Origin of the sequence: Micromonospora sp. HB375, assembly GCF_017872985.1 — a bacterium.
Lineage (GTDB): Bacteria > Actinomycetota > Actinomycetes > Mycobacteriales > Micromonosporaceae > Micromonospora > Micromonospora chalcea.
Genome location: NZ_JAGGJO010000001.1, coordinates 2,649,898 through 2,671,802, shown reverse-complemented (window position 1 = coordinate 2,671,802; position 21,905 = coordinate 2,649,898). Strand labels below are relative to the sequence as shown.

Genomic DNA, 21,905 nt, shown 5'->3' with positions numbered 1-21,905 from the left:
CAAGGTCATACGGCGCGCTGCATAGCCATGAGACGACGTTCACGGGCGGCTCGCGTGCGCGCGGTGTTAAAAGGGGCCCCCTCCTCTACCGGAGGCGTTAAGAGGGGGCCCCTCCTTTCAGGCGCCGCGCAGGGTGGCGCCGAAGCGCTCGGCGGCGACAGCGACCGCCGCGTCGCGCGCCGCCACCGCCTCCTCGCCCGCCAGGGTCCGGTCCGGGGCGCGGAACGTCAGCTTGTACGCCAGCGACTTGCGCCCCTCGCCGAGCTGCTCGGAGGTGTAGACGTCGAACAGGCGGACGTCCTCCAGCAGCGCGCCCGCGCCCTCGACCAGCGCCGCCCGCACCTCGGCGGCCGGCACCGCGTCGTCCACCACGAGCGCCACGTCGATCAGCGCCGGCGGGAACGTGGAGATGGTCGGGCCGGCCACCAGGGGGGCGGCGGGCAGCGCGTCCAGGTCCAGCTCCATGGCGCTGGTACGCCGGGGCAGCTCCAGCGCGGCCAGCACGGCCGGGTGCAGCTCACCGGCGTGGCCGACGACCACGTCGTCCACCACCAGTTCGGCGCAGCGGCCCGGGTGCCAGGGCGCACGCTCCCCGGCCCGTACCGTCACCCGGTCGGCGGGGATCCCGGCGGCGTCGAGCACGGCCCGGCCCGCCTCGATCGCGTCGGCCCAGCCGGCCGCGCGGCCCGCGCCCCACCAGCCGGCCGGCTCGATCTCACCGGTCAGCGCCACCGCGACGTGCCGCGGCTGGGCGGGCACCACCGCGTCGGCGGCGGCGAACTCCTCGTCGGTGGGCCGCCGGTCCACGCCCATCGCGGGCGGGGCGCCAGCGCCGGGGCGCGGGTGGAAGACGGTGCCGATCTCGTAGATCGCCACGTCCCGCTGGCCCCGTCCGACGTTGCGCCTGACGATGCCGAGCAGCGGGCCGAGCAGCGTGGTGCGCAGCAGCGGCTCCTCCTCCGACAGCGGGTTCGCCAGGCGTACCGCGGGGCGGCGCGGGTCGTCGGCGGGCAGGCCGAGCTGGTCGACCAGTTCCGGCGCGACGAACGGCTGCGCCAGCACCTCGACGTAGCCGCGCTCGGCGAGCGAGCGGGCGACGGCCCGGCGGCGCTGCTGCTGCCAGGTCAGGCCCCGGCCGGGCGGCGCGGTGGGCAGCACCGACGGCACCCGGTCGTAGCCGTCGAGGCGTACCACCTCCTCCACCAGGTCGGCCGGGTCGGTCAGGTCGGGCCGCCAGCTCGGCGGCGTCACGGTCAGCACCTCACCCGCGCCGGAGCCGACCCCGGCCGTGCCCGGGTCCTCGGCGAGCCGGTCCGCGCCGCGCGTGACTGTGCAACCGACCTGCTCCAGCAGCTCCACCACGCGGTCCGGCGAGTAGGACACGCCGACCCGCCGCGACGGCAGGTCCACCGGCAGCGTCACCGGCGTACGCGGCGCGACGTGGTCGATGTCGAGCACCTCCTCGCCTGCGGTACCGCCGGCGAGGTCGGTGAGCAGCCGGACCGCCTTCTCCAGCGCGACCAGCGGCAGCGCCGGGTCGACGCCCCGCTCCCACCGCTTCGCCGCCTCGCTGAACAGCTTGTGCCGCCGCGCGGTACGGCCGACCGTCGCCGGATCCCAGTGCGCCGCCTCGAACAGCACGTTCGTGGTGGAGGCGAGCACCTCGCTGGTCTCACCGCCCATCACCGCCGCCAGCGAGATCGGACCCGTGTCGTCGCAGATCACCAGGTCCTCGGCGGACAGCGTCCGGCTCACCCCGTCCAGCGTGGTCAGCTTCTCCCCCGCCTCGGCGCGGCGCACCACGAGCGGCCCGGCGATCCGGTCCGCGTCGAAGGCGTGCATCGGCTGGCCGAGTTCGAGCATCAGGTAGTTGGTGATGTCGACCGCGAGCGAGATGCTGCGCACGCCGGCCACGGTGAGCCGCTGCCGCATCCAGCCCGGCGTCTCCACAGTCGGGTCGACGCCGCGCACCATCCGCGCCGCGAACCGGTCGCAGCCGACCGGGTCACGGACCTCCACCGGGTACGCGGGCTCGGCGGTCGCGCCGGGCGCGGGCGCGTCGGCCGGGTCACGGAACGGCACGCCGAGCGCGTGCGACAGCTCCCGGGCGATGCCGCGCACGCTCAGCGCGTACCCGCGGTCCGGGGTGATCTCCATCTCGACCACGACGTCGTCCAGGCCGACGACGGGCCGGGCGTCGTCGCCGGGCTGGGCCTTGACGTCCTCGGGCAGCACGACGATGCCGGAGTGGTCGTCGCCCAGCCCCAGCTCCTGCGCCGAGCAGATCATGCCGTGGGAGTTGCGCCCGTACGTCTTGCGCGCGCCGATCGCGAACCCGCCGGGCAGCACGCCGCCGGGGAGGATCACCACTACCTTGTCGCCCTGGGCGAAGTTACGCGCCCCGCAGACGATCTCCTGCGGCTCGCCGGTGCCGTTCGCGGCCCCGACATCGACCCGGCAGAAGCGGATCGGCTTCTTGAAGCCGGTCAGCTCCTCGATCTCCAGGACCTCGCCGACGACCAGCGGGCCGCTCACCGACTCGCGCAGGTCCACCACGGACTCGACCTCGATGCCGAGGTCGACCAGCGCCTGCTCCAGGTCGCCGGTGGGCAGATCGGCCGGCAGGTCGACGTACTCCCGCAGCCAACTGACAGAAACTCGCATGACTGTTAAACCACCGTTCCCGTAGCTCAGGCGCCGAACGCGCGGGTGAACCGCACGTCGCCCTCGGCCATGTCCCGCATGTCGCTGACGCCGTGCCGGACCATCACGGTCCGGTCGATGCCCATGCCGAACGCGAATCCGGAGTAGACCTCCGGGTCGATGCCGCAGGCGCGCAGCACCCGCGGGTTGACCATGCCGCAGCCGCCCCACTCGACCCACTGCGGACCGTCCCGGTGCTCCGGGAACCAGACGTCGAACTCGGCCGACGGCTCGGTGAACGGGAAGTAGTGCGGCCGCCAGCGGGTCTTCGCGCCCTCGCCGAACATGGCCCGGGCGAAGTGGTCGAGCGTGCCGCGCAGGTGCGCCATGGTGATGCCCTTGTCCACCACCAGGCCCTCGACCTGGTGGAAGACCGGCGCGTGGGTGGCGTCCAGCTCGTCGGTGCGGTAGACCCGGCCGGGCACCACCACGTAGATGGGCGGCTTGCGGCTGAGCATGGTGCGCGCCTGCACCGGCGAGGTGTGGGTGCGCAGCACCAGGCCCGAGCCCTCGGGTGCGATGTGGAACGTGTCCATCAGACCGCGCGCCGGGTGGTCGGCCGGGATGTTCAGCGCGTCGAAGTTGGTCCACTCCAGCTCGACCTCGGGGCCCTCGGCCACCTCGTAGCCCATGCCGATGAACAGGTCGCTGATCTGCTCCATCAGCACGCTCAGCGGGTGGCGGGCGCCGCGCGGCCGGCGGTCGTACGGCAGGGTCACGTCGACCCGTTCCTCGACCAGCACCCGCTCCGCCTGCTCGCGCTCCAGGATCTCCTGCCGGGCGGCGTACGCGCTCTCGATGGCCCGGCGGGCCTCGTTGACCCGCTTGCCGGCGTCGGCCTTCGCGGCCGGCGGCAGCGCGCCGATCTCCCGGCGGGCGAGCGACACCGGGGACCGGTCACCGAGGTGCGCGGGGCGCAGCGCGGCGAGCGCGTCCGGGTCGGTGGCGTCGGCGAACGCCTTCTCGGCGTCGGCCACTGCCCCGGCCAGGGCGTCCGGGTCGAGCAGGGCGACCTGCTTCGGGTCGTACGGATCGTTGCGGTAGCTCATGGTGAACGGGCACTCCCTCACGGCGGCGCCGACCCTCGCGGGTGGCTAGGCGAGTCTACGGACGCGCGGCTTCGCCGCAGCCCGCCGGTGGGGAGTCGTGCAGGGGGAAGGTCAGGCCCGCCGCCCGCCGACACCGGCGGGCTGGCTAAACGAACGCCGTGGCGCGTTCATGACGAGGCGGACTCCCCTGCTGTCTCTCGCGCGCCCCGGGGGACACGCAGTGCTCTGGCGGAAGAATACAGGCAGACGGCGGCCGCCGCAGCCAGGTTCAGGCTCTCCGCGCGCCCGTGCAGCGGCACCCGGACCCGGGCGTCGGCGGCGGCGGTCAGCTCGTCGGGCAGGCCGTGCGCCTCCGATCCGAACAGCCACGCTGTCGGCGCGGCCAGCCTTCCCGCGTCGGCGAGGTCGTCCAGGTCGCTGTCGCCGTACCCGGTGGTGGCGAAGATCTTCAGGCCGGCGGTCCGCAGCGCCTCGACGGTCGCGAGCGGGTCGGCGGCGCGCACCACGTCGACGTGGAAGAGGCTGCCGGCGGAGGCCCGCACGCACTTGCCGTTGTAGGGGTCGACCGCCTCGCCCGCGAACACCACGGCGCCCGCGCCCGCCGCGTCGGCGGTGCGCAGCACGGTGCCGGCGTTGCCCGGGTCGCGGATTCCGGCGAGCACGGCGACCAGGCGCGGCCCGCGCGCCAGTGCCTGCTCCAGGGGTACGTCGAGGTGCCGGCAGAGGGCCACCAGGCCCTGCGGGGCGACGGTCTCGGCGAGCGCGACCAGCGCGTCGTCCGTCACCTCGGAGACCGGCACGTCGGCCCGGGCGGCGGTGGCGGCGAGGTCGGCGTACCTGTCGAGCGCCGCCGGGGTGCCGAACAGCTCGACCACCGTGCCGGCGCGGGCGAGCGCCTCCCGGACCGCCTGCGGCCCCTCGGCCAGGAACCGGCCGGCCTGGTCGCGGTCGCGCCGGCGATGCAGCCGGCGGGCCGCCACGACCCTGGGGGTACGCGGGGTGAACGGTCCGGGAACGGCGTCGAGGCGCCTCCCCTGCGACGGTGACTGCATGGGAGACGCCTCGATCTGCCGTACGGGGTGGGTCAGGCGGCCTGAGCCGCGGCGCCACCGGTGCCCTCGGCCGCCACGGCGGCGCGGGCCAGCTCGACGATCGCCGCGAACGAGGCGGCGTCGTTGACGGCCATGTCGGCCAGGATCTTCCGGTCGACCTCGATGCCGGCCAGGCGCAGGCCCTGGATCAGCCGGTTGTAGGTCAGGCCGTTGGCCCGGGCGCCGGCGTTGATCCGCTGGATCCAGAGCTGCCGGAAGTCGCCCTTGCGGTCGCGACGGTCCCGGTAGGAGTACTGCATCGAGTGCAGCACCTGCTCCTTGGCCTTGCGGTACAGCCGGGAGCGCTGACCGCGGTAACCGCTCGCGGTCTCCAGCAGGGTACGACGCTTCTTCTGGGCGTTCACAGCCCGCTTGACGCGTGCCATCTCAACTCCTTCTTCGGTTCAGGTGGCTCGCGTCAGCGGCCGAGCAGCTTCTTGATGCGCTTGACGTCGGCCTTGGCCAGCTCGACGGTGCCGGTCAGCCGACGGGTCTGGGTGCTGGGCTTCTTCTCCAGGTTGTGGCGAAGGCCGGCCTGCTGGGCAACGATCTTGCCCTTGCCGGTCACCTTGACCCGCTTGCCCATACCCGTGTGGCTCTTCATCTTCGGCATTGGAACGTCTTCTCCCCTGTTACTGGCCGCTGGTCTCAGCGGTCGTACCGGTCTCGCCGGCTGCTGCGGTGTCGCCGGCCGCCGGGGTCTCGCCGGCCGGAGCGGCCGGTTCCTCCGCGGCCCGGTCGCGCGGTCCACCGCGGGACGCCGTGGCGGCGACCGCGGAGGCCTTGACGGCCCGGTGCGGAGCGAGAACCATGATCATGTTTCGGCCGTCCTGCTTCGGCGCGGCCTCGACGTATCCCAGGTCCGTGATCTCGGACTCGAGCCGGCGCAGGAGCCGGTAACCCAGCTCCGGGCGGCTCTGCTCCCGACCGCGGAACATGATCGTCACCTTGACCTTGTCGCCGGCCTTGAGGAACCGCACCACGTGACCCTTCTTGGTCTCGTAGTCGTGCGGGTCGATCTTCGGCCGGAGCTTCATCTCCTTGATGACGGTCTGCTGCTGGTTACGCCGCGCTTCGCGCGCCTTGAGTGCGCTCTCGTACTTGAACTTGCCGAAGTCCATGAGCTTGCACACCGGCGGGCGCGCCATCGGCGCAACCTCGACCAGGTCCAGGTCGACGTCCGCGGCCAGCTGCAGGGCGCGCTCAAGCGGGACGATGCCCACCTGCTCACCCTCAGGGCCGACCAGTCGGACCTCACGTGCCCGGATCTGCTCGTTCACGCGTGGTTCGACGCTGATGGGGCCTCCTCGAGTCGAGTCTCCTACGGTGCCGACTCCGCGGGCTCCCGGGCGGGAGCCGACCCGGAAAGCAGAAGGCCCCGGCATATGCCAGGGCCCACTCGACCGGTCGGCACGATCACAGGATCGCGCATCCGGCGCCGGGACGTGCCCGAAACCGGGGACCGGACCCGGCCACCGTGGCGGCGACTCGGGTGGGAGCGGGCGCTCCGCTTCACGACCGCCCGCGCGTCAGGGACGGGGGCAGTCTGGTCGACTCCGCAACACTACACCCTCGGCCCAGGCCCGCCCAAACCGGGCTCGCTGGTCAGCGGGGTGCCGACTGGCCGGCGGACAGCGCCGCCAGGTGCGCCTGGTGCAGCCGGCGCAACGCGCGGACCGCCTCGACCGCGCTCTCCTTGTCGGCGGCCTGCAACGCGACCATCGGGAGCAGGTCGTCGTCGTGCAGCTCCAGGCTGGCCCACGGGGCGCCCCGGTCGAACCGGACCCCGCGGATCACCTCCCACGGCAGCTCGTACGAGCTGAACACGTTGCGCACCCGGACGCCCTTGGCGTCGGCGACCACGCGCGGGCGGGTGAACAGCAGGAAGCCGAGCGCACCGAACACGCCCAGGCCGATCATGGCGAACTGGTCGCCGCGCTGGAACGTGCCGTAGCCGTTGCCGGTGGCGCCCGTCAGCGACGTCGCGACGAGGCTGAACACGACGAACAGCGTGACGGCCGACACCCAGCACACGACCCGGACGCGGCGGGGTCGCACGGTCACCACGGAATCGCTCACCCGACCAGTCTGCCATCCGGTTCGCGCGCATCTTCGGCCGCCACACGGTCCGGGCCGCGCCGGCGCAGGCTGGTGACCACCACGGCGAGCAGCGTGAGCAGGGCGCCGGCCAGCACCGGCAGCCGCACGCCGGGCCCGCCGGGCAGGACCAGGTCCAGCAGCAGCGCGCCACCGAGCTGCCCGGCCACCAGCGCCAGGCCGGTGCGCAGCACCCCGGCGGCGCGTACGCCGACCAGCAGGGAGAGCACGATGCCGACGCCGAGCAGGCCGCCGACGTAGAGCCACCACTGGCCGGGCCAGCGGGGCTGGCTCGCGAGCGCGCCGGTCAGCGCCGCCACCGCGCCGATCACCACGGTGCTGACCGCGAAGTTGACGGCGAGCCCGGCGGCCGGGCCCACGGTGGCGGCGACCCGGCCGTTGAGCGCGGACTGCGTCGCCACCGCCAGCCCGCCCAGGACGCAGAGCAGCACCAGCCCGACCGCCAGTTCGCCGACCGGGCGGCCGAGCTGGGCGAGGGCGACCGCGCCGACGCCGAGCACCGCCCCGCCGACGCGGGGCACGGTGAGCGGCATTCGCCCGGTCGCGGCCAGCCCGGCCCGGTCCACCGCCAGGCCGCCGAGGCTGCCACCGGCCACCTGGGCGATGGTGAACACCGCCACCCCGAGCACGGGCACCACCACCGGCGCGACCAGCACGATCACCGCGCCGCCCACCCCGCCCAGGTAGGTCCACCAGGGCAGCCCGGAGCGGCGCAACGCGGCCAGCCCGGCGCGCATCGACGGCAGCGCCACGATCCCGGCCAGCACCAGCAGGCAGCCGCCGAGGTTGTTGACGACCGCGCCGAGGACCGGGGCGCCGGTCCGCTCCCCCATCTCGGCGTTGACCACGCCCTGGGCGGCGGAGGCCACGCCACCGGCCACGACCACCGCGAGCGCGGCCGGGAGCGGCAGCGGCCTCACAGGCGGCAGGCGTGGATGTTGGTGACCAGGATCGCGCGGGCGCCCAGCTCGTACAGCTCGTCCATGATCCGGTGCACGTCGTCGCGGAGCACCATCGCCTGCACCGCGACCCAGCCCTCCCGGTGCAGCGGCGAGACCGTCGGCGACTCGATGCCGGGGGTCAGCGAGCTGGCCCGGTCGAGCAGGCCGGCCGGCACGTCGTAGGCGAGCATCACGTAGCGCCGGGCGACCAGGACGCCGTGCAGCCGGCGCAGCAGCTGCTCGTGCTGGGTGCCGCCGGGCGTGCCGGCGCGGCGGACCAGCACCGCCGAGGAACGCAGCAGCGGCTCGCCGAACACCACCAGGCCGGCCTGGCGCAGCGTCGCGCCGGTCTCCACCACGTCGGCGACCACGTCGGCCACGCCGAGGCGGATGGCGTTCTCCACCGCGCCGTCCAGGCGGATCACGTCGGCCTTGACGCCCAGCTCGGCCAGGTGCCGCTCGACCAGACCCGGGTACGCGGTGGCGATCCGGTGCCCGCCCAGATCCCGGACGTCGTCCACGTCCTGCGGGCGGGCGGCGAACCGGAAGGTGGCCTGGGCGAAGGCGAGGTCCACCACCTCCTCGGCCGGAGCGCCGGAGTCGATCAGCAGGTCCCGCCCGGTGATGCCGACGTCGAGGTCACCGGAGCCGACGTAGGTGGCGATGTCCTTGGGGCGCAGGTAGAAGAACTCGATGTCGTTGGGCTCGTCCCGGCAGACCAGGTCCTTCGGGTCGGTGCGCTGGCGGTAGCCCGCCTCGCGCAGCATCTGGGCCGCCTTCTCGGCCAGGGCGCCCTTGTTGGGTACTGCGACACGCAGCATGGGAGTGCTCCTTCGTTCGATCGGATGATCAGCGGACGGGCACTCACAGATGTCGGTAGACGTCCTTCAGTTCCAGACCGGTCGCGAGCATCAGCACCTGCGCCTGGTAGAGCAGCTGGGAGATCTCCTCGGCGGCCCGCTCCGGGCCCTCGTGCTCGGCGGCCATCCACGACTCGGCCGCCTCCTCGACGACCTTCTTGCCGATGAAGTGCACGCCCTTCGCGAGCGCGTCGACCGTGCCCGAGCCCGGGGTGCCGGCGGCGGCCTTGGCCTGCAGCTCGGCGAACAACTCCTCGAACGTCTTCACGGAAGGCGATTCTTCCAGCCGCTGCTGGTGACGGGCCGGGTGGGTCAGGCGAAGCCGACGCGGTGGGCGGACTGGGCGTCCAGGCCGCGAATCGCGAGGGCGGCGTCCAGCGCGGCCACCGTCGCCGACCAGCCCTTGTCCTCGGCCGAGCCGGGCAGCCCGGCCCGGTCCCGGGCCTGCTCGACGGTGTCCACCGTCAGCACCCCGTGCGCCACCGGCTTGCCCTCGTCCAGCGCCACCCGGGTCAGCCCCTCGGTGACCGACTGGCAGACGTAGTCGAAATGCGCCGTCGCGCCGCGTACCACGACGCCGAGCGCGACCACCACGTCGAAGCGGCGGGCCATCGCCTGGGCCACCACCGGCAGCTCCACCGAGCCTGCCACCCGGGCCACCACGGCCCGCGCCCCGCACGCCTGCGCGGCGGCCACCGCCCGCTCGGTCATGTGGTCGGTCAGCTCGCCGTGCCAGCGGGCGGCCACCACGCCGACAGTCATGCCGGCGGCGTCCACCGCGCTCACGCCCGGCTCCCCGAAACCCGCCATCGCCCTACGCTCCGATCTCGTCACCGGCGACCGGGCGGCCCATCGGCGCCTCGGTCACCTCGTCCAGTCCGTCCAGCAGGTGACCCATCCGGTCCCGCTTGGTGCGCAGGTAGCGCACGTTCTCCGGGTTGGACCGCACGGGCAGCCCCTCCCGGCCGGTCACGGTGAGCCCGTACCCCTCCAGCCCGGCCCGCTTGGCCGGGTTGTTCGTCAGCAGCCGCATCGAGCGGACGCCCAGGTCGTAGAGGATCTGCGCGCCGGTGCCGTAGTCGCGGGCATCGGCCGGCAGGCCCAGGTCGAGGTTCGCGTCCACCGTGTCGCGGCCCTGGTCCTGGAGCTGGTACGCCTGCAGCTTGTGCAGCAGGCCGATGCCCCGGCCCTCGTGCCCGCGCACGTAGAGGACCACGCCGCGGCCCTCGGCCGCGACCCGGGCCAGCGCGGCCTGCAACTGCGGCCCGCAGTCGCAGCGCAGCGAGCCGAACACGTCGCCGGTGAGGCACTCGGAGTGCACCCGCACCAGCACTTCCCGCCCGTCGCCGAGGTCGCCCATGACCAGCGCGACGTGCTCGGCCGGGTCGTGCTCGGCGCGGTAGCCGAGCGCCTTGAACACGCCGTACGGGGTGGGCATGCGGGCCTCGGCGGCCAGCTCGACCTGCTTCTCGGTACGCCGCCGGTAGGCGATCAGGTCCGCGATGGTGACCAGCGTGAGGCCGTGCTCGGCGCAGAACTTCTCCAGGTCCGGCAGGCGCATCATGGTGCCGTCGTCGTTCACCAGCTCGCACAGCACCCCGGCCGGGCGCAGCCCGGCCATCCGGGTCAGGTCCACCGCCGCCTCGGTGTGCCCGGGTCGGCGCAGCACCCCGCCGGCGCGGGCGCGCAGCGGCACCACGTGGCCGGGCCGGGCCAGGTCGGTCGGGTCGGTGGCGGCGTCGGCGAGCAGCCGGATGGTGTGCGACCGGTCGGCGGCCGAGATGCCGGTGCTGACGCCCTCCCGGGCGTCCACCGTCACGGTGTACGCGGTGCCGCGCCGGTCCTGGTTGGTGTGGTGCATCGGCGGCAGGTCCAGCCGGTCGCACTCGTCCTCGGTCAGCGGCACGCAGATGTAGCCGGAGGTGTAGCGGACCATGAACGCGACCAGCTCCGGGGTGGCCAGCTCGGCCGCGAAGATCAGGTCGCCCTCGTTCTCGCGGTCCTCGTCGTCGACCACGACCACGGGGCGCCCGGCGGCGATGTCCGCCACCGCCTGCTCGATCGATCCGAAAGTGGTCATGCCACTGCCTCCGAGTACGTCGCCGGGATCGGGGCGGGCGCGGTCGCGACGGCCCGGGAGGTGCGCCACCAGCTGTACAGGCCGGCCGCGCAGAACGCGCCGTAGACCAGGTACATGGCGGCCGACGGGTAGAAGCCGCCGCGCAGCAGCAGCGGTACGCCGACCGCGTCGACGGCGATCCAGATCAGCCAGAACTCGACCCAGCCGCGGGCCATGCCGTACGTGGCGAGCAGGCTGCCGACCAGGATCCAGGCATCAGGCAGCGGCCCCCACGAGCCCAGCGCGGCGAGCACCGGGTACGCGGCGGCGGTGCCGACGACGGCGGCCACGAGCAGGCCGAGCCGCTCCGGCCAGGTGGCCCAGCGCGGCACCACGGCCGGCTCGTCCCCGCCACCGGCACGCCGGTTGCGCGACCAGCGCCACCAGCCGTACACGCTGACGGCGAAGAAGAAGACCTGCCGGCCGGCCTGGCCGTAGAGGTCGTGCGCCTGCGGGGTGACGAAGACGCCGCCGAGGAACACGGTGAGCAGCAGCGCGTTGCCGATCATGCCGACCGGCCAGGCCCACACCACCCGGCGCAGCCCGAGCAGCGCCGAGGCGAGCCCGAAGCCGTTGCCGACGATCTCCCGGACCAGCACCGGCGAGCCGGCCACGTGCACCTGGGCGTCGAGCAGCCAGCCGAGCGGGCCCATCACCGCACGCTTCCCGCGCCGCGGTCGCCGAGCAGCCGTTCGACGTACTTGGCCAGCACGTCGACCTCCAGGTTGACCGGGTCGCCGACCTGCTTCGTGCCGAGCACGGTGAGCTTGAGCGTGGTGGGGATCAGGCCGACCGAGAACCAGTCGTCGCCCGCCTCGGCGACGGTCAGCGACACGCCGTCGACGGTGATCGAGCCCTTCTCCACCACGTACCGGGCCAGCCCGTCGGGCAGCCGGAACCGGACGGTCTCCCACTGCGCGGCCGGCTCCCGGGCGACGATCTCGCCGACGCCGTCGACGTGGCCCTGCACCAGGTGCCCGCCGAGGCGGCTGTTGAGCGCGGCGGCGCGTTCCAGGTTGACCGGGTCGCCGGGGCGCAGCGCCCCCAGCGCGGTGCGGCGCAGCGTCTCGCCCATCACGTCGGCGGTGAACACACCGCCGTCGACGTCGACAACGGTCAGGCAGACGCCGTTCACCGCGATGGAGTCGCCGTGCCGGGCGTCCGAGGTGACGAGCGGGCCACGGATGGCGACCAGGGCGGAGTCGTCGCCGGTCTCGGTGCTCCGGACGATCTCGCCCAGTTCCTCGACGATGCCGGTGAACATGTCAGGCCTCCCTCTTCCGGGGCAGCGCGGTGATCCGCAGGTCGGGACCGACCCGCGTAACGTCGGTGATCTCCAGATCGATGGCGTCGGCGATGGTGCTCACGCCGGCGTCGAGCAGCGCGGTCGGTCCGGCGCCGAGCAGCTTCGGCGCGACGTACCCGACGATCTTGTCGACCAGGCCGGCGGCGAGGAACGCGCCGGCCAGCGTCGGCCCGCCCTCCAGCAACGCGGCCCGCACGCCGCGGTGGTGCAGCTCCGCGAGCAGCGCCGCCAGGTCGACCCGGCCGTCCGGCCCGGCGCCGACCTCCGCGGCGGTGGCCACCCAGGTGCGGGCGGCGCCGTCGCGGACCCGGGCCTCGGCCGGGGTACGCCCCGAGCTGTCCACCACGACCCGCAGCGGCTGCCGGATGGCCATGGTTCCGTCGCGCAGGTTGCGGGCGGTGAGCCGGGGGTCGTCGGTGAGCACGGTGCCCACCCCGGCGAGCACCGCGTCAACGGTGCCGCGCAGCGCGTGCACGTCGATCCGGGCCGCCTCGGAGGTGATCCACATGCTGGTGCCGTCGGCGGCGGCCGAGCGCCCGTCGAGCGTGGCCGCGTACTTCCAGATCAGGTACGGCCAGCCCCGGCGCATCGAGGTGAGCCAGGCGACGTTGCCGGCCTCGGCCTCCTGGGCGCGTACCCCGAGGGTCACCTGGACCCCGGCGGCGCGCAGCGTGGCCGCGCCGCCGGAGGCGACCGGGTTGGGGTCGGGCACGGCGACCACGACGCGGGCCACCCCGGCGGCGATGAGCGCGTGGCTGCAGGGGCCGGTGCGGCCGGTGTGGTCGCAGGGCTCCAGGGTGACCACAGCGGTGCCGCCGCGGGCGCGGGCGCCGGCCTGGGCCAGCGCGACGATCTCGGCGTGCGGGCCGCCGGCGTAGGCGTGGAAGCCCTCGCCGACGACCTCGCCGTCGGTGTCGAGCAGCACGCAGCCGACGACCGGGTTGGGGCTGGTGGCGCCGAGGCCGCGCGCGGCCAGTTCGATGGCACGACGCATCGCCTCGTCGACGGAGACGCTCGCCATGGCCGTCTGTCCTCCCGCTCGCCGGTCGCGCGCGGGCGGGTTCGGGAGCAGCGGCCACAAAGCCGCGGACACGCGGCGGCGGAGAACCCGGGGACGGCGTCGCCGACCCCGGGGAGCCCACGCGGCGGCTGAGGGTGCTCAGCGGCCGGCAGGGGCCTCCCCCGTTCCGCGCGCTGTCTCCCATCCGGACTGTCTGGGGGCGGACGAGCCGCACCCCAACCGTCGGCCCCGGATTCTCACCAGGTCCACCGTCCGGCCGAAGCCGTCCGGGTCGCGGGCTTACCACGGTCGGACCGTGGATCACCGCCGGTTCGGAATTTCACCGAGCCCCGCCAGCGCGTGGTGGGTATACGGGAAGTCTTACACGTTCCGGCCGGGTGCGCGCCACAGAGGCGAGCTACCTCACAGGAGCGCTCAGGTGACGCCGCGCCGGCGGTCCACCGCCACGTACGAGCCGGGCTGGCTCTTGGCCACCGTCTTCATCTCCGAGGCCACCGCGATGGCCTCCAGCGGGTCGGTGAACCGCTTGCCGGAATCGGACAGCGACACCCCGATGGAGAGCGTGACGAGCGCGGCGCGGCGGATGTTGCCGCGCCGGTCCTTCAGCTCGACGAAGCCGCGTTCCCGGTCGGTGGCGTCGTAGAGCGCGTCCGCGGCCTTCTCGAAGTCGACAACGGCCCGGCTGGTCAGCGGCCGGACCTGGCTGGGCGCGCAGACGATCACGAAGTCGTCGCCGCCGACGTGCCCGAGGAACGCCGGCGGCAGCCCGATCGACACCACCGCCCGGTGCAGGCTGCGGGCCAGCGCCGAGATGAACTCGTCGCCGCGCACGAAGCCGTACCGGTCGTTGACGCTCTTGAACCGGTCGATGTCGATGTAGCCCACGGCGTAGTCGACGCCGTTGCGGACCCGGTCGCTGATCTCCCGCCGGATCCGGCTGTTGCCGGGCAGGCCGGTCAGCGGCGAGACCTCGCGGAACTCCTTGTTGCGCCGCAGCGTGGAGTTGACCCGGGCCACCAGCTCCAGCGTGTCGAACGGCTTGACCAGGTAGTCGTCGGCGCCGACGCTGAGCCCGTTGACCTTGTCCTGGGTCATCCCCTTGGCGGTCAGCATGATCACCGGCAGCGCGGAGGTCATCGGGTCGGCGCGCAGCCGCCGGGTCAGCTCCAGGCCGTCGACGCGCGGCATCATCAGGTCCACCACCGCCAGGTCGGGCCGCTGCCGCTCGATGATCTCCAGCGCCTCCTGGCCGTCACTGGCGTGCAGCACCTCGAAACCGTGCAGGCGCAGGTTGAACTCGACGAAGCGGGCGATGTCCTCGTCGTCGTCGACGACCAGGATGACGTCGGGGCGCTCGCCGGCCGCGTCCATCTCAGGCCCCGGTCATCGCACGTTCCGCCAGGCCCCGCAGGCGGCGTACCGCCTCCGCGGGATCGTCGGCGCCGTAGACGGCGGTGCCCGCGACGAACGCGTCGGCCCCGGCCGCGGCGGCCTGCTCGATGGTGTCCGCGGCGATGCCGCCGTCGACCTCGATGCGCAGCTCCAGGTGGCCGCTGTCGACGTGCCGGCGGGCGGCGCGCACCTTGTCCAGCAGCTGCGGCAGGAACCGCTGGCCGCCGAAACCGGCCTTGATCGTCATGATCAGCAGCGTGTCGAAGCTCGGCAGCAGCTCCAGGTACGGCTCGATCGGGGTGTCCCGGTCGATCGCCAGGCCCGCCTTCGCCCCGGCCGAGCGCAGATCCTTGGCCAGCGCCACCGGGTCGTCGCACGCCTCGGCGTGGAACGTGACGTTGTACGCCCCGGCGTCGGCGTACCCGGGCGCCCAGCGGCGCGGATCGGTGATCATCAGATGCACGTCGAACGGAATCTCGGTCACGGCGCGCAGGCTCTGCACCACCGGCAGCCCGATGGTCAGGTTGGGCACGAAGTGGTTGTCCATGACGTCGACGTGCAGCCAGTCGGCGGCGGGCTCCACGGCACGGACCTCGTCGGCGAGGCGGGCGAAATCGGCGGCCAGGATGCTCGGCGCGACGATCGGCGGCGGTACGGTCACCGGGCCAGTGTACGAACGCGGTGATCCGGAGGTCGCGGCACGGCTCCCGGAGCGACAGGTGGTGAGCCTTCCGTCACCCGTGGTGCATCATCGGGCCGTCCGGAGCGGAAAACGGCACGAATAGTCGTCGGTGACTAGCCGATCGATTGAAAGATGACGAAACTCCTACAGGGACGGTCACGTATGCTGCACGCCCGGGCGCGGGGGACGCCGGTCGGGCCTATGGCGACTGGCTGCCATCTCTCCCGGAAGGGGCGGACGATGCGACGGTGGCTCCACGTGCTCGCGCTGGCCGGCGCCGCGACTGCGATGCTCGCCGGCTGCGCTCAGACACACCGGGCCGACGGCGACCTGATCGACGACTGGGCGGCGCTGCCGGCGCCGCGGCTGTTCGTACCGGCGACAGACGCGTGCCTGCCCCGGCTCACCACGGTGGTGGCCGCCGCCACGTACGAGACCGTCGACTGCGCGGGCAGCCACCTGGCCGAGACGGTGCACGTCGGCACGTTCACCGGGCCGGAGACGCTCGGCGACCGCCCGGAGCCGGGCACCCCGGCGCTGCGGACCGCGCGCGCCGAGTGCGACCGGAGCGCCCGGGAGATGATCGGCGGGGACTGGCACGCCGCCCGGCTCACGCTGAACATCGCGCTGCCGACTGTGGCCGCCTGGGGCGCCGGCGCGCGCTGGTTCCGCTGCGACCTGGCCGAGACCGACAGCATCGACAACACCCGTCCGATCAACCGGGTCGGCAGCCTGCGCGGCGCGCTCGTCGGCGACAACCCGCTCGTGCACAGGTGCTTCGACCCGAAGCTGATCGGCAAGAACCTCAACTACATGGCCCCGGTGCTCTGCACCGAGCCGCACCGCGCAGAGTTCGTCGGCGTGTACGAGGAACGCGACATGAGCTGGGCGGAGTTCACCAAGGGCGCGCCCGCCACGCACCGGCGCTGCATGACGCTGATCGCCCAGTTCGCCGAGGTGCCGGACAACGCCGAGCTGCCGTACCGGGCCGGGTCCATCTACTACCCACCGTCGCAGCGGGAGTGGGAGGAGGGCGACCGGGGGGTGCGCTGTTTCCTGTGGAGCGACGACCGCAAGCTCAACCGATCGGTGCGCGGCGCCGGTCCTGAGGGGCTCCCGGTGACCTGATCGGCTGCCGTATGCTGCACCGCCGAGGCGTACCGGGGGGCCGGTCGGCTCCGGACGCACGGGGAGGTCGGTCGCGATGCGGCGTTTGTGGGTGGCGGTCACCGTGTCAACGGTGGCGGCGCTGGCGCTCGGCGGCTGCGCCGCGCCGGCCGGAGTGGACCGCGACCTGACCGACGACTGGCCCGCGTTCGCCGCGCCGGTCGGCTTCGTGCCGAGCACCGGCGCCTGTCACCCCACCGTCGCCGACGTCGGCTACCTCAGCGGCTACCAGCCGGTCGACTGCGCCGCCACCCACCGCGCCGAGACGCTGCACGTCGGCACGATGAGCGGCCCGGAGGCGGAGCGCTCCGCCCCGCCGCGCACCGGCTCGGCCGGCATGCGCGCCGCGCACGGCGACTGCGCCCGCCAGGTCACCCAGGCCCTCGGCGGGGACTGGCGCTCCGGGCGGCTGCGGCTGTCGGTGGTCTTCCCCTCGGCGCTCGCCTGGTCCGGCGGGGCCCGCTGGTACCGCTGTGACGTCGCCGAGGTGACCGATCTGGACCAGGGCGACGTGGCCGAGCGCACCGGCAGCCTGCGGGGCGCGCTGAAGCCCGGCTCGAAGCTGGCGCTGGGCTGCTTCAACCCGAAGATGAGCAAGGACGACGTGCAGGAGATGCGGCCGGTGGCCTGCACCGCGAAGCACCACGCCGAGTTCGTCGGCGTCTACCAGGCTCCGGACATCAGCTACGCCGAGTTCGAGCGCACCCCGCTGCGTACGCACAAGGCGTGCCGCGGGCTGATCGCCAAGTACGCGAAGCTGCCCGACGACGGCAACATGCAGTACCGGGCCGGCACCATCATCTACCACCCGTACGCGGAGCAGTGGCGCGACGGCGACCGGGGCGTGCAGTGCTTCCTCTGGGTCTCCGACCGGACGCTGACCCGCTCGGTGAAGGGCGCGGGCGCCAAGGCGCTGCCGATCACCTGAGCCACGGGCGGGGCGGGCCGGCGCCCACCCCGCCCGTGTCCGCTCAGCCGACCTGCAGCGTCACGTCGTCCACGACGAAGCTGGTCTGCAACGAGGAGTCCTCGACCCCGGTCCACTTCAGCGTGACCGTCTGCCCGGCGTACGCGGCCAGGTTGAAGGTGCGCTGGGTGTAGCCGGTGGCCTTGTTCAGGTTCGAGTACGTGGCCAGCGTGGTCGAGCCGACCTGCACGGTGAGCTTGTCGTACGCGGTCGAGCTGGTCGTCTCGGCCGAGTCGATGTGCAGCCAGAACGAGAACGTGTAGCTGCTGCACCCGGACGGCAGCGTGACCGACTGGGACAGCGTGTCGGTACGCGAGGAGCCGTACCCGTTCAGCCACGCCTTGTACGACCCGGTGCGGGCCGCCTGGCTGGAGCTGTTGGTGATCACGCCGGAGCTGGCCGTCCACGGCGTGGTGCCGGACTCGAAGCTGCTGTTGCCGATGAGCTGGCCGCCGGTGCAGCCGCCGCTCCCGCCGGTCACGGTGATCGTGTAGCTGGCGGTGCGGGTGGCCGAGCCGGTGCCGGTCACGGTGAGCGTGAACGTGCCGGTGGTGGCCGTCGACGAGGCGCTGACGGTCATGGTGGACGAGCCGCCCGAGGTGACCGAGGACGGGCTGAAGCTCACCGACACGCCGCTCGGGGCGCCACTGGCGGACAGCGCCACGGTCTGCGCGCTGCCGGAGGTGGTGGCGGTGCTGACGGTGGCGGTGGTGGAGCCGCCCCGGGCGACGCTGCCGGAGGTGGGGCTCACCGAGACGGAGAAGTCGTTGGCGGGTGTGCCGCCGCCGACCGCGAGCGCCCAGATCGTGTACGCGACGCCGTCCGCGGCCCGGTTCAGGATGGTCGTGTTGATGTTGCTGGTGTTGTCGCAGGAGCGGTGGTAGCAGCCGTCGTACGCCGCGCCGGCGGTGCCGCCCCACTTGCCGGCCTGCGCCGACGTCTTGGTGTAGCTGGCGCCCGCCGCGTAGCCGGAGGTCTGGATGCCGGCGTTGGCGAACGAGTAGTCGTCGGAGCGGCCCTGACCCTCGGTGTTCTCCTCCGGCGAGATGCCGAACGAGTCCCAGTACGCCTTCAGCGGCGCCGCGGTGGCCGAGGTGATCCGGTTGATGAAGTAGCCGCCGTTCGGCGAGCCGACCATGTCGAAGTTGTAGTAGCCCTTGATGTAGCCGCGCTGGGTGGAGCTGAGCTGGTTGACGTAGTGCTTGGAGCCCTGCAGGCCCTGCTCCTCGCCGTTCCACCAGGCGAACCGGACTCGCTTGGTCATGGTCGGGTTCTGCGCGGCCAGCACCAGCGCGTTCTCCAGCAGCACCGACGAGCCGGAGGCGTTGTCGTTGATGCCCGGCCCGGCGGCCACGCCGTCCAGGTGCGCGCCGAACATGACGACCTGGTCCGACGGGCCCTGCGGCCACTCGGCGATCAGGTTGTTGCCCGGGTAGGTGCAGGTGGAGCAGTTCTGCTCGGTGACCGTGTAGCCGGCCGCCTGGAGCTTGCCCTTCACGTAGTTGACCGACGCGGTGTAGCCGGCCGAGCCGGCGCGCCGGTTGCCGCCGTTGCTGGTGGCGATGGAGTTGAACTGGGTGAGGTGGGCCTGGATGTTGCTGAGGGAGACGTCCGGCGCGGCGAGCGCGGCGACGGCCGGGGCGGGGGCGGCGGCCGGCGCGGGCGCGGCGGAGGCGGTGCCGGCCAGGCTCGCCGTCGTCAGGGTGGCGACGAGGGCGAGCGCGAGGCTCGTGGTCGGCGTTCTGCGTCTCATGGAGACTCCTCGTGGGGGTTCGGCGGGCGGGGTGCCGGGACCGGTGGTCGAAACAGTTACATGCATCGATCGGACAGTCAACGGGCTGTCACATCCCACCGGCCCCCTCCCCCCACCGGGATGCCGCACACGCTCCATCGCTCCCCATTTCTCCGCATGACGAGCAAGGAGTTCGTGTCCGGGCACGGCGGACACGAACTCCTTGGTCGACTGCGAGAGGTGGGTCAGTTCCGGCGCAGGACCGCCAGGAACATGGCGTCGGTGCCGTGACGGTGCGGCCACAGCTGCACCGTGGGGCCGTCCCCCAGGCCCGGCATGCCGGCCGGCAGCAGCGGCCGCGCGTCGACGAAATCGACGCCGAGGCCGCAGCGCCGGGCCGCCTCGGTCACCGTCACGTGCGTCTCCACCACGTGCGGCGAACACGTCACGTACGCAACCAGGCCACCCGGCCGGGCCGCCCGCAACGCGGCGGTCAGCAGCTCACGCTGCAACCGGGTCAGCGGCGGCAGGTCCGACGGCTGGCGACGCCATCGCGCCTCCGGCCGGCGGCGCAGCGCGCCCAGCCCGGTGCACGGCGCGTCGACGAGCACCCGGTCGAAGTGCCCCTCCGGCAGCTTCGGGTCGCTGCCCACGCTGCGCCCGTCGGTGTTCAGCACGGTCACCGGCAGCCCACGGGTGGCCTGCTCCACCAGCCGCGCCCGGTGCTCGGCCACCTCGACCGCCGTCAGCCGCGCGCCCCGCGTCGCGGCCAGCGCGCCGAGCAGACCGGACTTGCCGCCCGGGCCGGCGCACAGATCCAGCCACCGGCCGTCCGGGCCGTCCAGCGGCGCCGCCGCCAGCGCGTCCGCCACCAGCTGGGAGCCCTCGTCCTGCACGTGCGCGCGGCCGTCGGCCACCGCCGCCAGGTCGCCCGGCGCGCCGCCGGGCAGATAGACCGCGTACGGCGAGAACGCGCCGGGCGCGCCGCCCACCTCGTCGGCCAGCGCCACCGGGTCGGCCAGGCCCGGCCGGGCGCACAGGTGCACCGGCGGGCGCTCGTTGTCCTCGATGAGCAGCCGGGTCGTCTCGCCCATGTCGCCGCCGAGCGCCTCGGCGAACGACCGCACGATCCACTGCGGATGGCTGTACGCCAGCGCGAGGTGCCCGACCGGGTCGGTCTCCTGCGCCGGGGCGAGCTTGGCCACCCAGGCGTCGGCGTCCCGGCTGGTGATCTCCCGCAGCACCGCGTTGGCGAACCCGGTCGCGCCCGGCCCCACCGACCGGACCAGGTCCACGGTGGACGACACCGCGGCGTGCGCGGGCACCCGCATGTGCAGGATCTGGTACGCCCCGAGCCGCAGCGCGTCGCGCACCGGCGGGTCGATGCGCTGCACGTCCCGCCCGGCCGCGTCGGTCACGATCGCGTCGAGCGTGCCGGTGTGCCGCAGCGTGCCGTAGGTCAGCTCGGTGGCGAACGCGGCGTCCCGGCCGGTCAGCCCCGCCTCGCGCAGCATCGCCGGGAGCACCAGGTTGGCGTACGCGTCGTCGCGGTGCACCGCCGCGATCGCCTCGTAGGCGACCTGCCGGGGCAGGTCCACGGCCGGACGGACGGGACGCCCGCCCCGTCGGTCGCCACCGAACCGGTCCCCGCCGCGCCGGTCGCCGCCGGGCCGCTCGGAGCGCTGCCGGTCGGAACGCTGCCGGTCGCCGAACCGCTCGTCGCCGCGCTGACGCTCGCCACCAGGCCGGTCACCGGCGCGCTGGCGGTCGCCGTACCCCCGCTGACGCTCGCCCTCGACGGGCCGGTCCGGACGCGACGGCCCCGTCACGCGAACACCTCGCCGGCGGTGACCCGGGCGCCGCGCGCCCAGTCGCCGGCGGGCATGGCCTTCTTGCCTGCGGCGCGCACCTCGCCGAGGCGCACCGGCGTGGTGGCGGTGCCGACGAGCACACCGGACTTCGCCACGTGCAGCTCCCCCGGCTTCAGCTCCGGGCCGTCGGCCACCGGCGTGACCGGACCGAGCTTGACCCGGTCGTCGCGGAACGTCGTCCACGGGCCGGGCGCGGGAGTGCAGGCGCGGACGCGCCGGTCCACCGCGAACGCGGGGTCGCCCCAGCGGACCCGGGCGTCCTCGACCGTCAGCTTCGGTGCGAGCGAGACGCCGTCGACCGGCTGCGGCACGGCGCGGGCGGTGCCGGCGCCGATCGCGTCGAGCACCGCGACCAGCAGCCCGGCGCCGGAGTGCGCGAGCCGCTCCAGCAGGTCGCCGGAGGTGTCGGCGGGGCGGATCTCGTCGGTGACCGTGCCGTAGACCGGGCCGGTGTCCAGCCCCTCCTCCAGCTCGAAGACGCTGGCCCCGGTCACCTCGTCGCCGTGCAGCACGGCGTGCTGCACCGGCGCGGCGCCGCGCCAGGCGGGCAGCAGCGAGAAGTGCAGGTTGATCCAGCCGTGCCGGGGGATCTCCAGCGCCACCGGCGGCACCAGCGCGCCGTAGGCGACCACCGGTACGCAGTCCGGCGCCAGCTCGCGCAGCCGGTCGAGGAACTCCGGCTCGCGCGGGCGGGCCGGGGTGAGCACCTCGACGCCGTGCGCGTCGGCCCACGCCCCGACGGGCGAGCGGACCAGCCCCCGGCCGCGCCCGGCCGGGGCGTCGGGGCGGGTGACCACGGCGAGCAGCTCGTGCCCGGAGGCGGCGATCGCGTCCAGGGCCGGTACCGCGACGGCCGGCGTGCCAGCGAAGACCAGGCGCATCCGGG

Annotated in this window: 22 protein-coding genes and 1 riboswitch; of the genes, 2 read left to right on the top strand and 20 right to left on the bottom strand. The window is 73.9% G+C overall.

The window, feature by feature from the left end; all coding sequences use genetic code 11:
- Nucleotides 1-117: 117 nt before the first annotated feature.
- The 17 genes from pheT to rpe all read right to left on the bottom strand — a co-directional run bounded on the left by pheT (nucleotide 118) and on the right by rpe (nucleotide 15,261).
- Complete coding sequence (gene pheT / locus J3R08_RS12445) at nucleotides 118-2,664, bottom strand: phenylalanine--tRNA ligase subunit beta (RefSeq protein WP_209961181.1); 2,547 nt, start codon at nucleotides 2,662-2,664, stop codon at nucleotides 118-120.
- A gap of 26 nt (nucleotides 2,665-2,690) precedes the next feature.
- Nucleotides 2,691-3,752, bottom strand: coding sequence for a phenylalanine--tRNA ligase subunit alpha (pheS, locus tag J3R08_RS12440; RefSeq protein WP_209961179.1), 1,062 nt, complete (start codon nucleotides 3,750-3,752; stop codon nucleotides 2,691-2,693).
- Nucleotides 3,753-3,919: 167 nt separating this feature from the next.
- Entirely contained in the window at nucleotides 3,920-4,804 is an 885-nt protein-coding gene (locus J3R08_RS12435; protein ID WP_174534494.1) for an RNA methyltransferase, read from the bottom strand.
- 32 nt (nucleotides 4,805-4,836) lie between these two features.
- Nucleotides 4,837-5,229, bottom strand: coding sequence for a 50S ribosomal protein L20 (rplT, locus tag J3R08_RS12430; RefSeq protein WP_043324928.1), 393 nt, complete (start codon nucleotides 5,227-5,229; stop codon nucleotides 4,837-4,839).
- A gap of 32 nt (nucleotides 5,230-5,261) precedes the next feature.
- The gene (gene rpmI / locus J3R08_RS12425; RefSeq protein WP_026267805.1) at nucleotides 5,262-5,456 is read right to left on the bottom strand and encodes a 50S ribosomal protein L35; all 195 of its coding nucleotides are present in this window, start codon (nucleotides 5,454-5,456) and stop codon (nucleotides 5,262-5,264) included.
- Between the two features lie 19 nt (nucleotides 5,457-5,475).
- Nucleotides 5,476-6,123, bottom strand: a complete 648-nt coding sequence (infC, locus tag J3R08_RS12420; protein ID WP_043324929.1) for a translation initiation factor IF-3 — start codon at nucleotides 6,121-6,123, stop codon at nucleotides 5,476-5,478.
- 325 nt (nucleotides 6,124-6,448) lie between these two features.
- A complete protein-coding gene (locus J3R08_RS12415; protein WP_030502474.1) occupies nucleotides 6,449-6,922 on the bottom strand; it encodes a PH domain-containing protein in 474 nt (157 codons plus the stop codon).
- Entirely contained in the window at nucleotides 6,919-7,881 is a 963-nt protein-coding gene (locus J3R08_RS12410) for a DMT family transporter (protein WP_069087685.1), read from the bottom strand. The genes J3R08_RS12415 and J3R08_RS12410 overlap by 4 nt, the downstream gene beginning before the upstream one ends.
- Nucleotides 7,878-8,723: an ATP phosphoribosyltransferase gene (hisG, locus tag J3R08_RS12405; protein ID WP_043324931.1), complete on the bottom strand. Its 846-nt coding sequence runs from the start codon at nucleotides 8,721-8,723 to the stop codon at nucleotides 7,878-7,880. The genes J3R08_RS12410 and hisG overlap by 4 nt, the downstream gene beginning before the upstream one ends.
- 43 nt (nucleotides 8,724-8,766) lie before the next feature.
- Complete coding sequence (locus tag J3R08_RS12400; RefSeq protein WP_197494977.1) at nucleotides 8,767-9,048, bottom strand: phosphoribosyl-ATP diphosphatase; 282 nt, start codon at nucleotides 9,046-9,048, stop codon at nucleotides 8,767-8,769.
- 26 nt (nucleotides 9,049-9,074) lie between these two features.
- Nucleotides 9,075-9,572, bottom strand: coding sequence for a 6,7-dimethyl-8-ribityllumazine synthase (gene ribH / locus J3R08_RS12395; RefSeq protein WP_043324935.1), 498 nt, complete (start codon nucleotides 9,570-9,572; stop codon nucleotides 9,075-9,077).
- Between the two features lie 4 nt (nucleotides 9,573-9,576).
- Nucleotides 9,577-10,842 carry a bifunctional 3,4-dihydroxy-2-butanone-4-phosphate synthase/GTP cyclohydrolase II gene (locus tag J3R08_RS12390; protein WP_069087684.1) on the bottom strand — a complete coding sequence of 422 codons (1,266 nt, stop codon included), beginning with the start codon at nucleotides 10,840-10,842 and terminating at the stop codon, nucleotides 9,577-9,579.
- Entirely contained in the window at nucleotides 10,839-11,534 is a 696-nt protein-coding gene (gene pnuC, locus J3R08_RS12385) for a nicotinamide riboside transporter PnuC (protein ID WP_030502479.1), read from the bottom strand. The genes J3R08_RS12390 and pnuC overlap by 4 nt, the downstream gene beginning before the upstream one ends.
- Nucleotides 11,534-12,145, bottom strand: coding sequence for a riboflavin synthase (locus tag J3R08_RS12380; RefSeq protein WP_064448497.1), 612 nt, complete (start codon nucleotides 12,143-12,145; stop codon nucleotides 11,534-11,536). Before J3R08_RS12380 ends, pnuC begins: the two co-directional genes overlap by 1 nt.
- A 1-nt stretch (nucleotide 12,146) precedes the next feature.
- Nucleotides 12,147-13,208, bottom strand: coding sequence for a bifunctional diaminohydroxyphosphoribosylaminopyrimidine deaminase/5-amino-6-(5-phosphoribosylamino)uracil reductase RibD (gene ribD, locus J3R08_RS12375; protein ID WP_166456321.1), 1,062 nt, complete (start codon nucleotides 13,206-13,208; stop codon nucleotides 12,147-12,149).
- Nucleotides 13,209-13,376: 168 nt separating this feature from the next.
- Nucleotides 13,377-13,549: riboswitch (FMN riboswitch) on the bottom strand.
- Nucleotides 13,550-13,622: 73 nt separating this feature from the next.
- Entirely contained in the window at nucleotides 13,623-14,579 is a 957-nt protein-coding gene (locus J3R08_RS12370; RefSeq protein WP_043324938.1) for a response regulator, read from the bottom strand.
- A gap of 1 nt (nucleotide 14,580) precedes the next feature.
- Nucleotides 14,581-15,261 (bottom strand): ribulose-phosphate 3-epimerase, encoded by a 681-nt coding sequence (rpe, locus tag J3R08_RS12365; RefSeq protein ID WP_043324939.1) that lies wholly within the window; start codon nucleotides 15,259-15,261, stop codon nucleotides 14,581-14,583.
- Nucleotides 15,262-15,522: 261 nt separating this feature from the next.
- Between rpe and J3R08_RS12360 the strand changes: the two genes are divergently transcribed.
- Together J3R08_RS12360 and J3R08_RS12355 are read left to right on the top strand one after the other, a co-directional pair.
- Nucleotides 15,523-16,410, top strand: a complete 888-nt coding sequence (locus J3R08_RS12360) for a septum formation family protein (protein WP_209961176.1) — start codon at nucleotides 15,523-15,525, stop codon at nucleotides 16,408-16,410.
- Between the two features lie 76 nt (nucleotides 16,411-16,486).
- A complete protein-coding gene (locus J3R08_RS12355; RefSeq protein ID WP_043324941.1) occupies nucleotides 16,487-17,377 on the top strand; it encodes a septum formation family protein in 891 nt (296 codons plus the stop codon).
- 43 nt (nucleotides 17,378-17,420) lie between these two features.
- Here J3R08_RS12355 and J3R08_RS12350 read toward each other — a convergent pair whose 3' ends face one another.
- The 3 genes from J3R08_RS12350 to fmt all read right to left on the bottom strand — a co-directional run bounded on the left by J3R08_RS12350 (nucleotide 17,421) and on the right by fmt (nucleotide 21,900).
- Complete coding sequence (locus J3R08_RS12350; RefSeq protein ID WP_209961174.1) at nucleotides 17,421-19,169, bottom strand: M28 family peptidase; 1,749 nt, start codon at nucleotides 19,167-19,169, stop codon at nucleotides 17,421-17,423.
- 224 nt (nucleotides 19,170-19,393) lie between these two features.
- Complete coding sequence (locus J3R08_RS12345) at nucleotides 19,394-20,977, bottom strand: RsmB/NOP family class I SAM-dependent RNA methyltransferase (RefSeq protein ID WP_209961172.1); 1,584 nt, start codon at nucleotides 20,975-20,977, stop codon at nucleotides 19,394-19,396.
- Nucleotides 20,974-21,900, bottom strand: a complete 927-nt coding sequence (gene fmt / locus J3R08_RS12340; RefSeq protein ID WP_209961170.1) for a methionyl-tRNA formyltransferase — start codon at nucleotides 21,898-21,900, stop codon at nucleotides 20,974-20,976. Before fmt ends, J3R08_RS12345 begins: the two co-directional genes overlap by 4 nt.
- Between the last annotated feature and the right edge of the window lie 5 nt (nucleotides 21,901-21,905).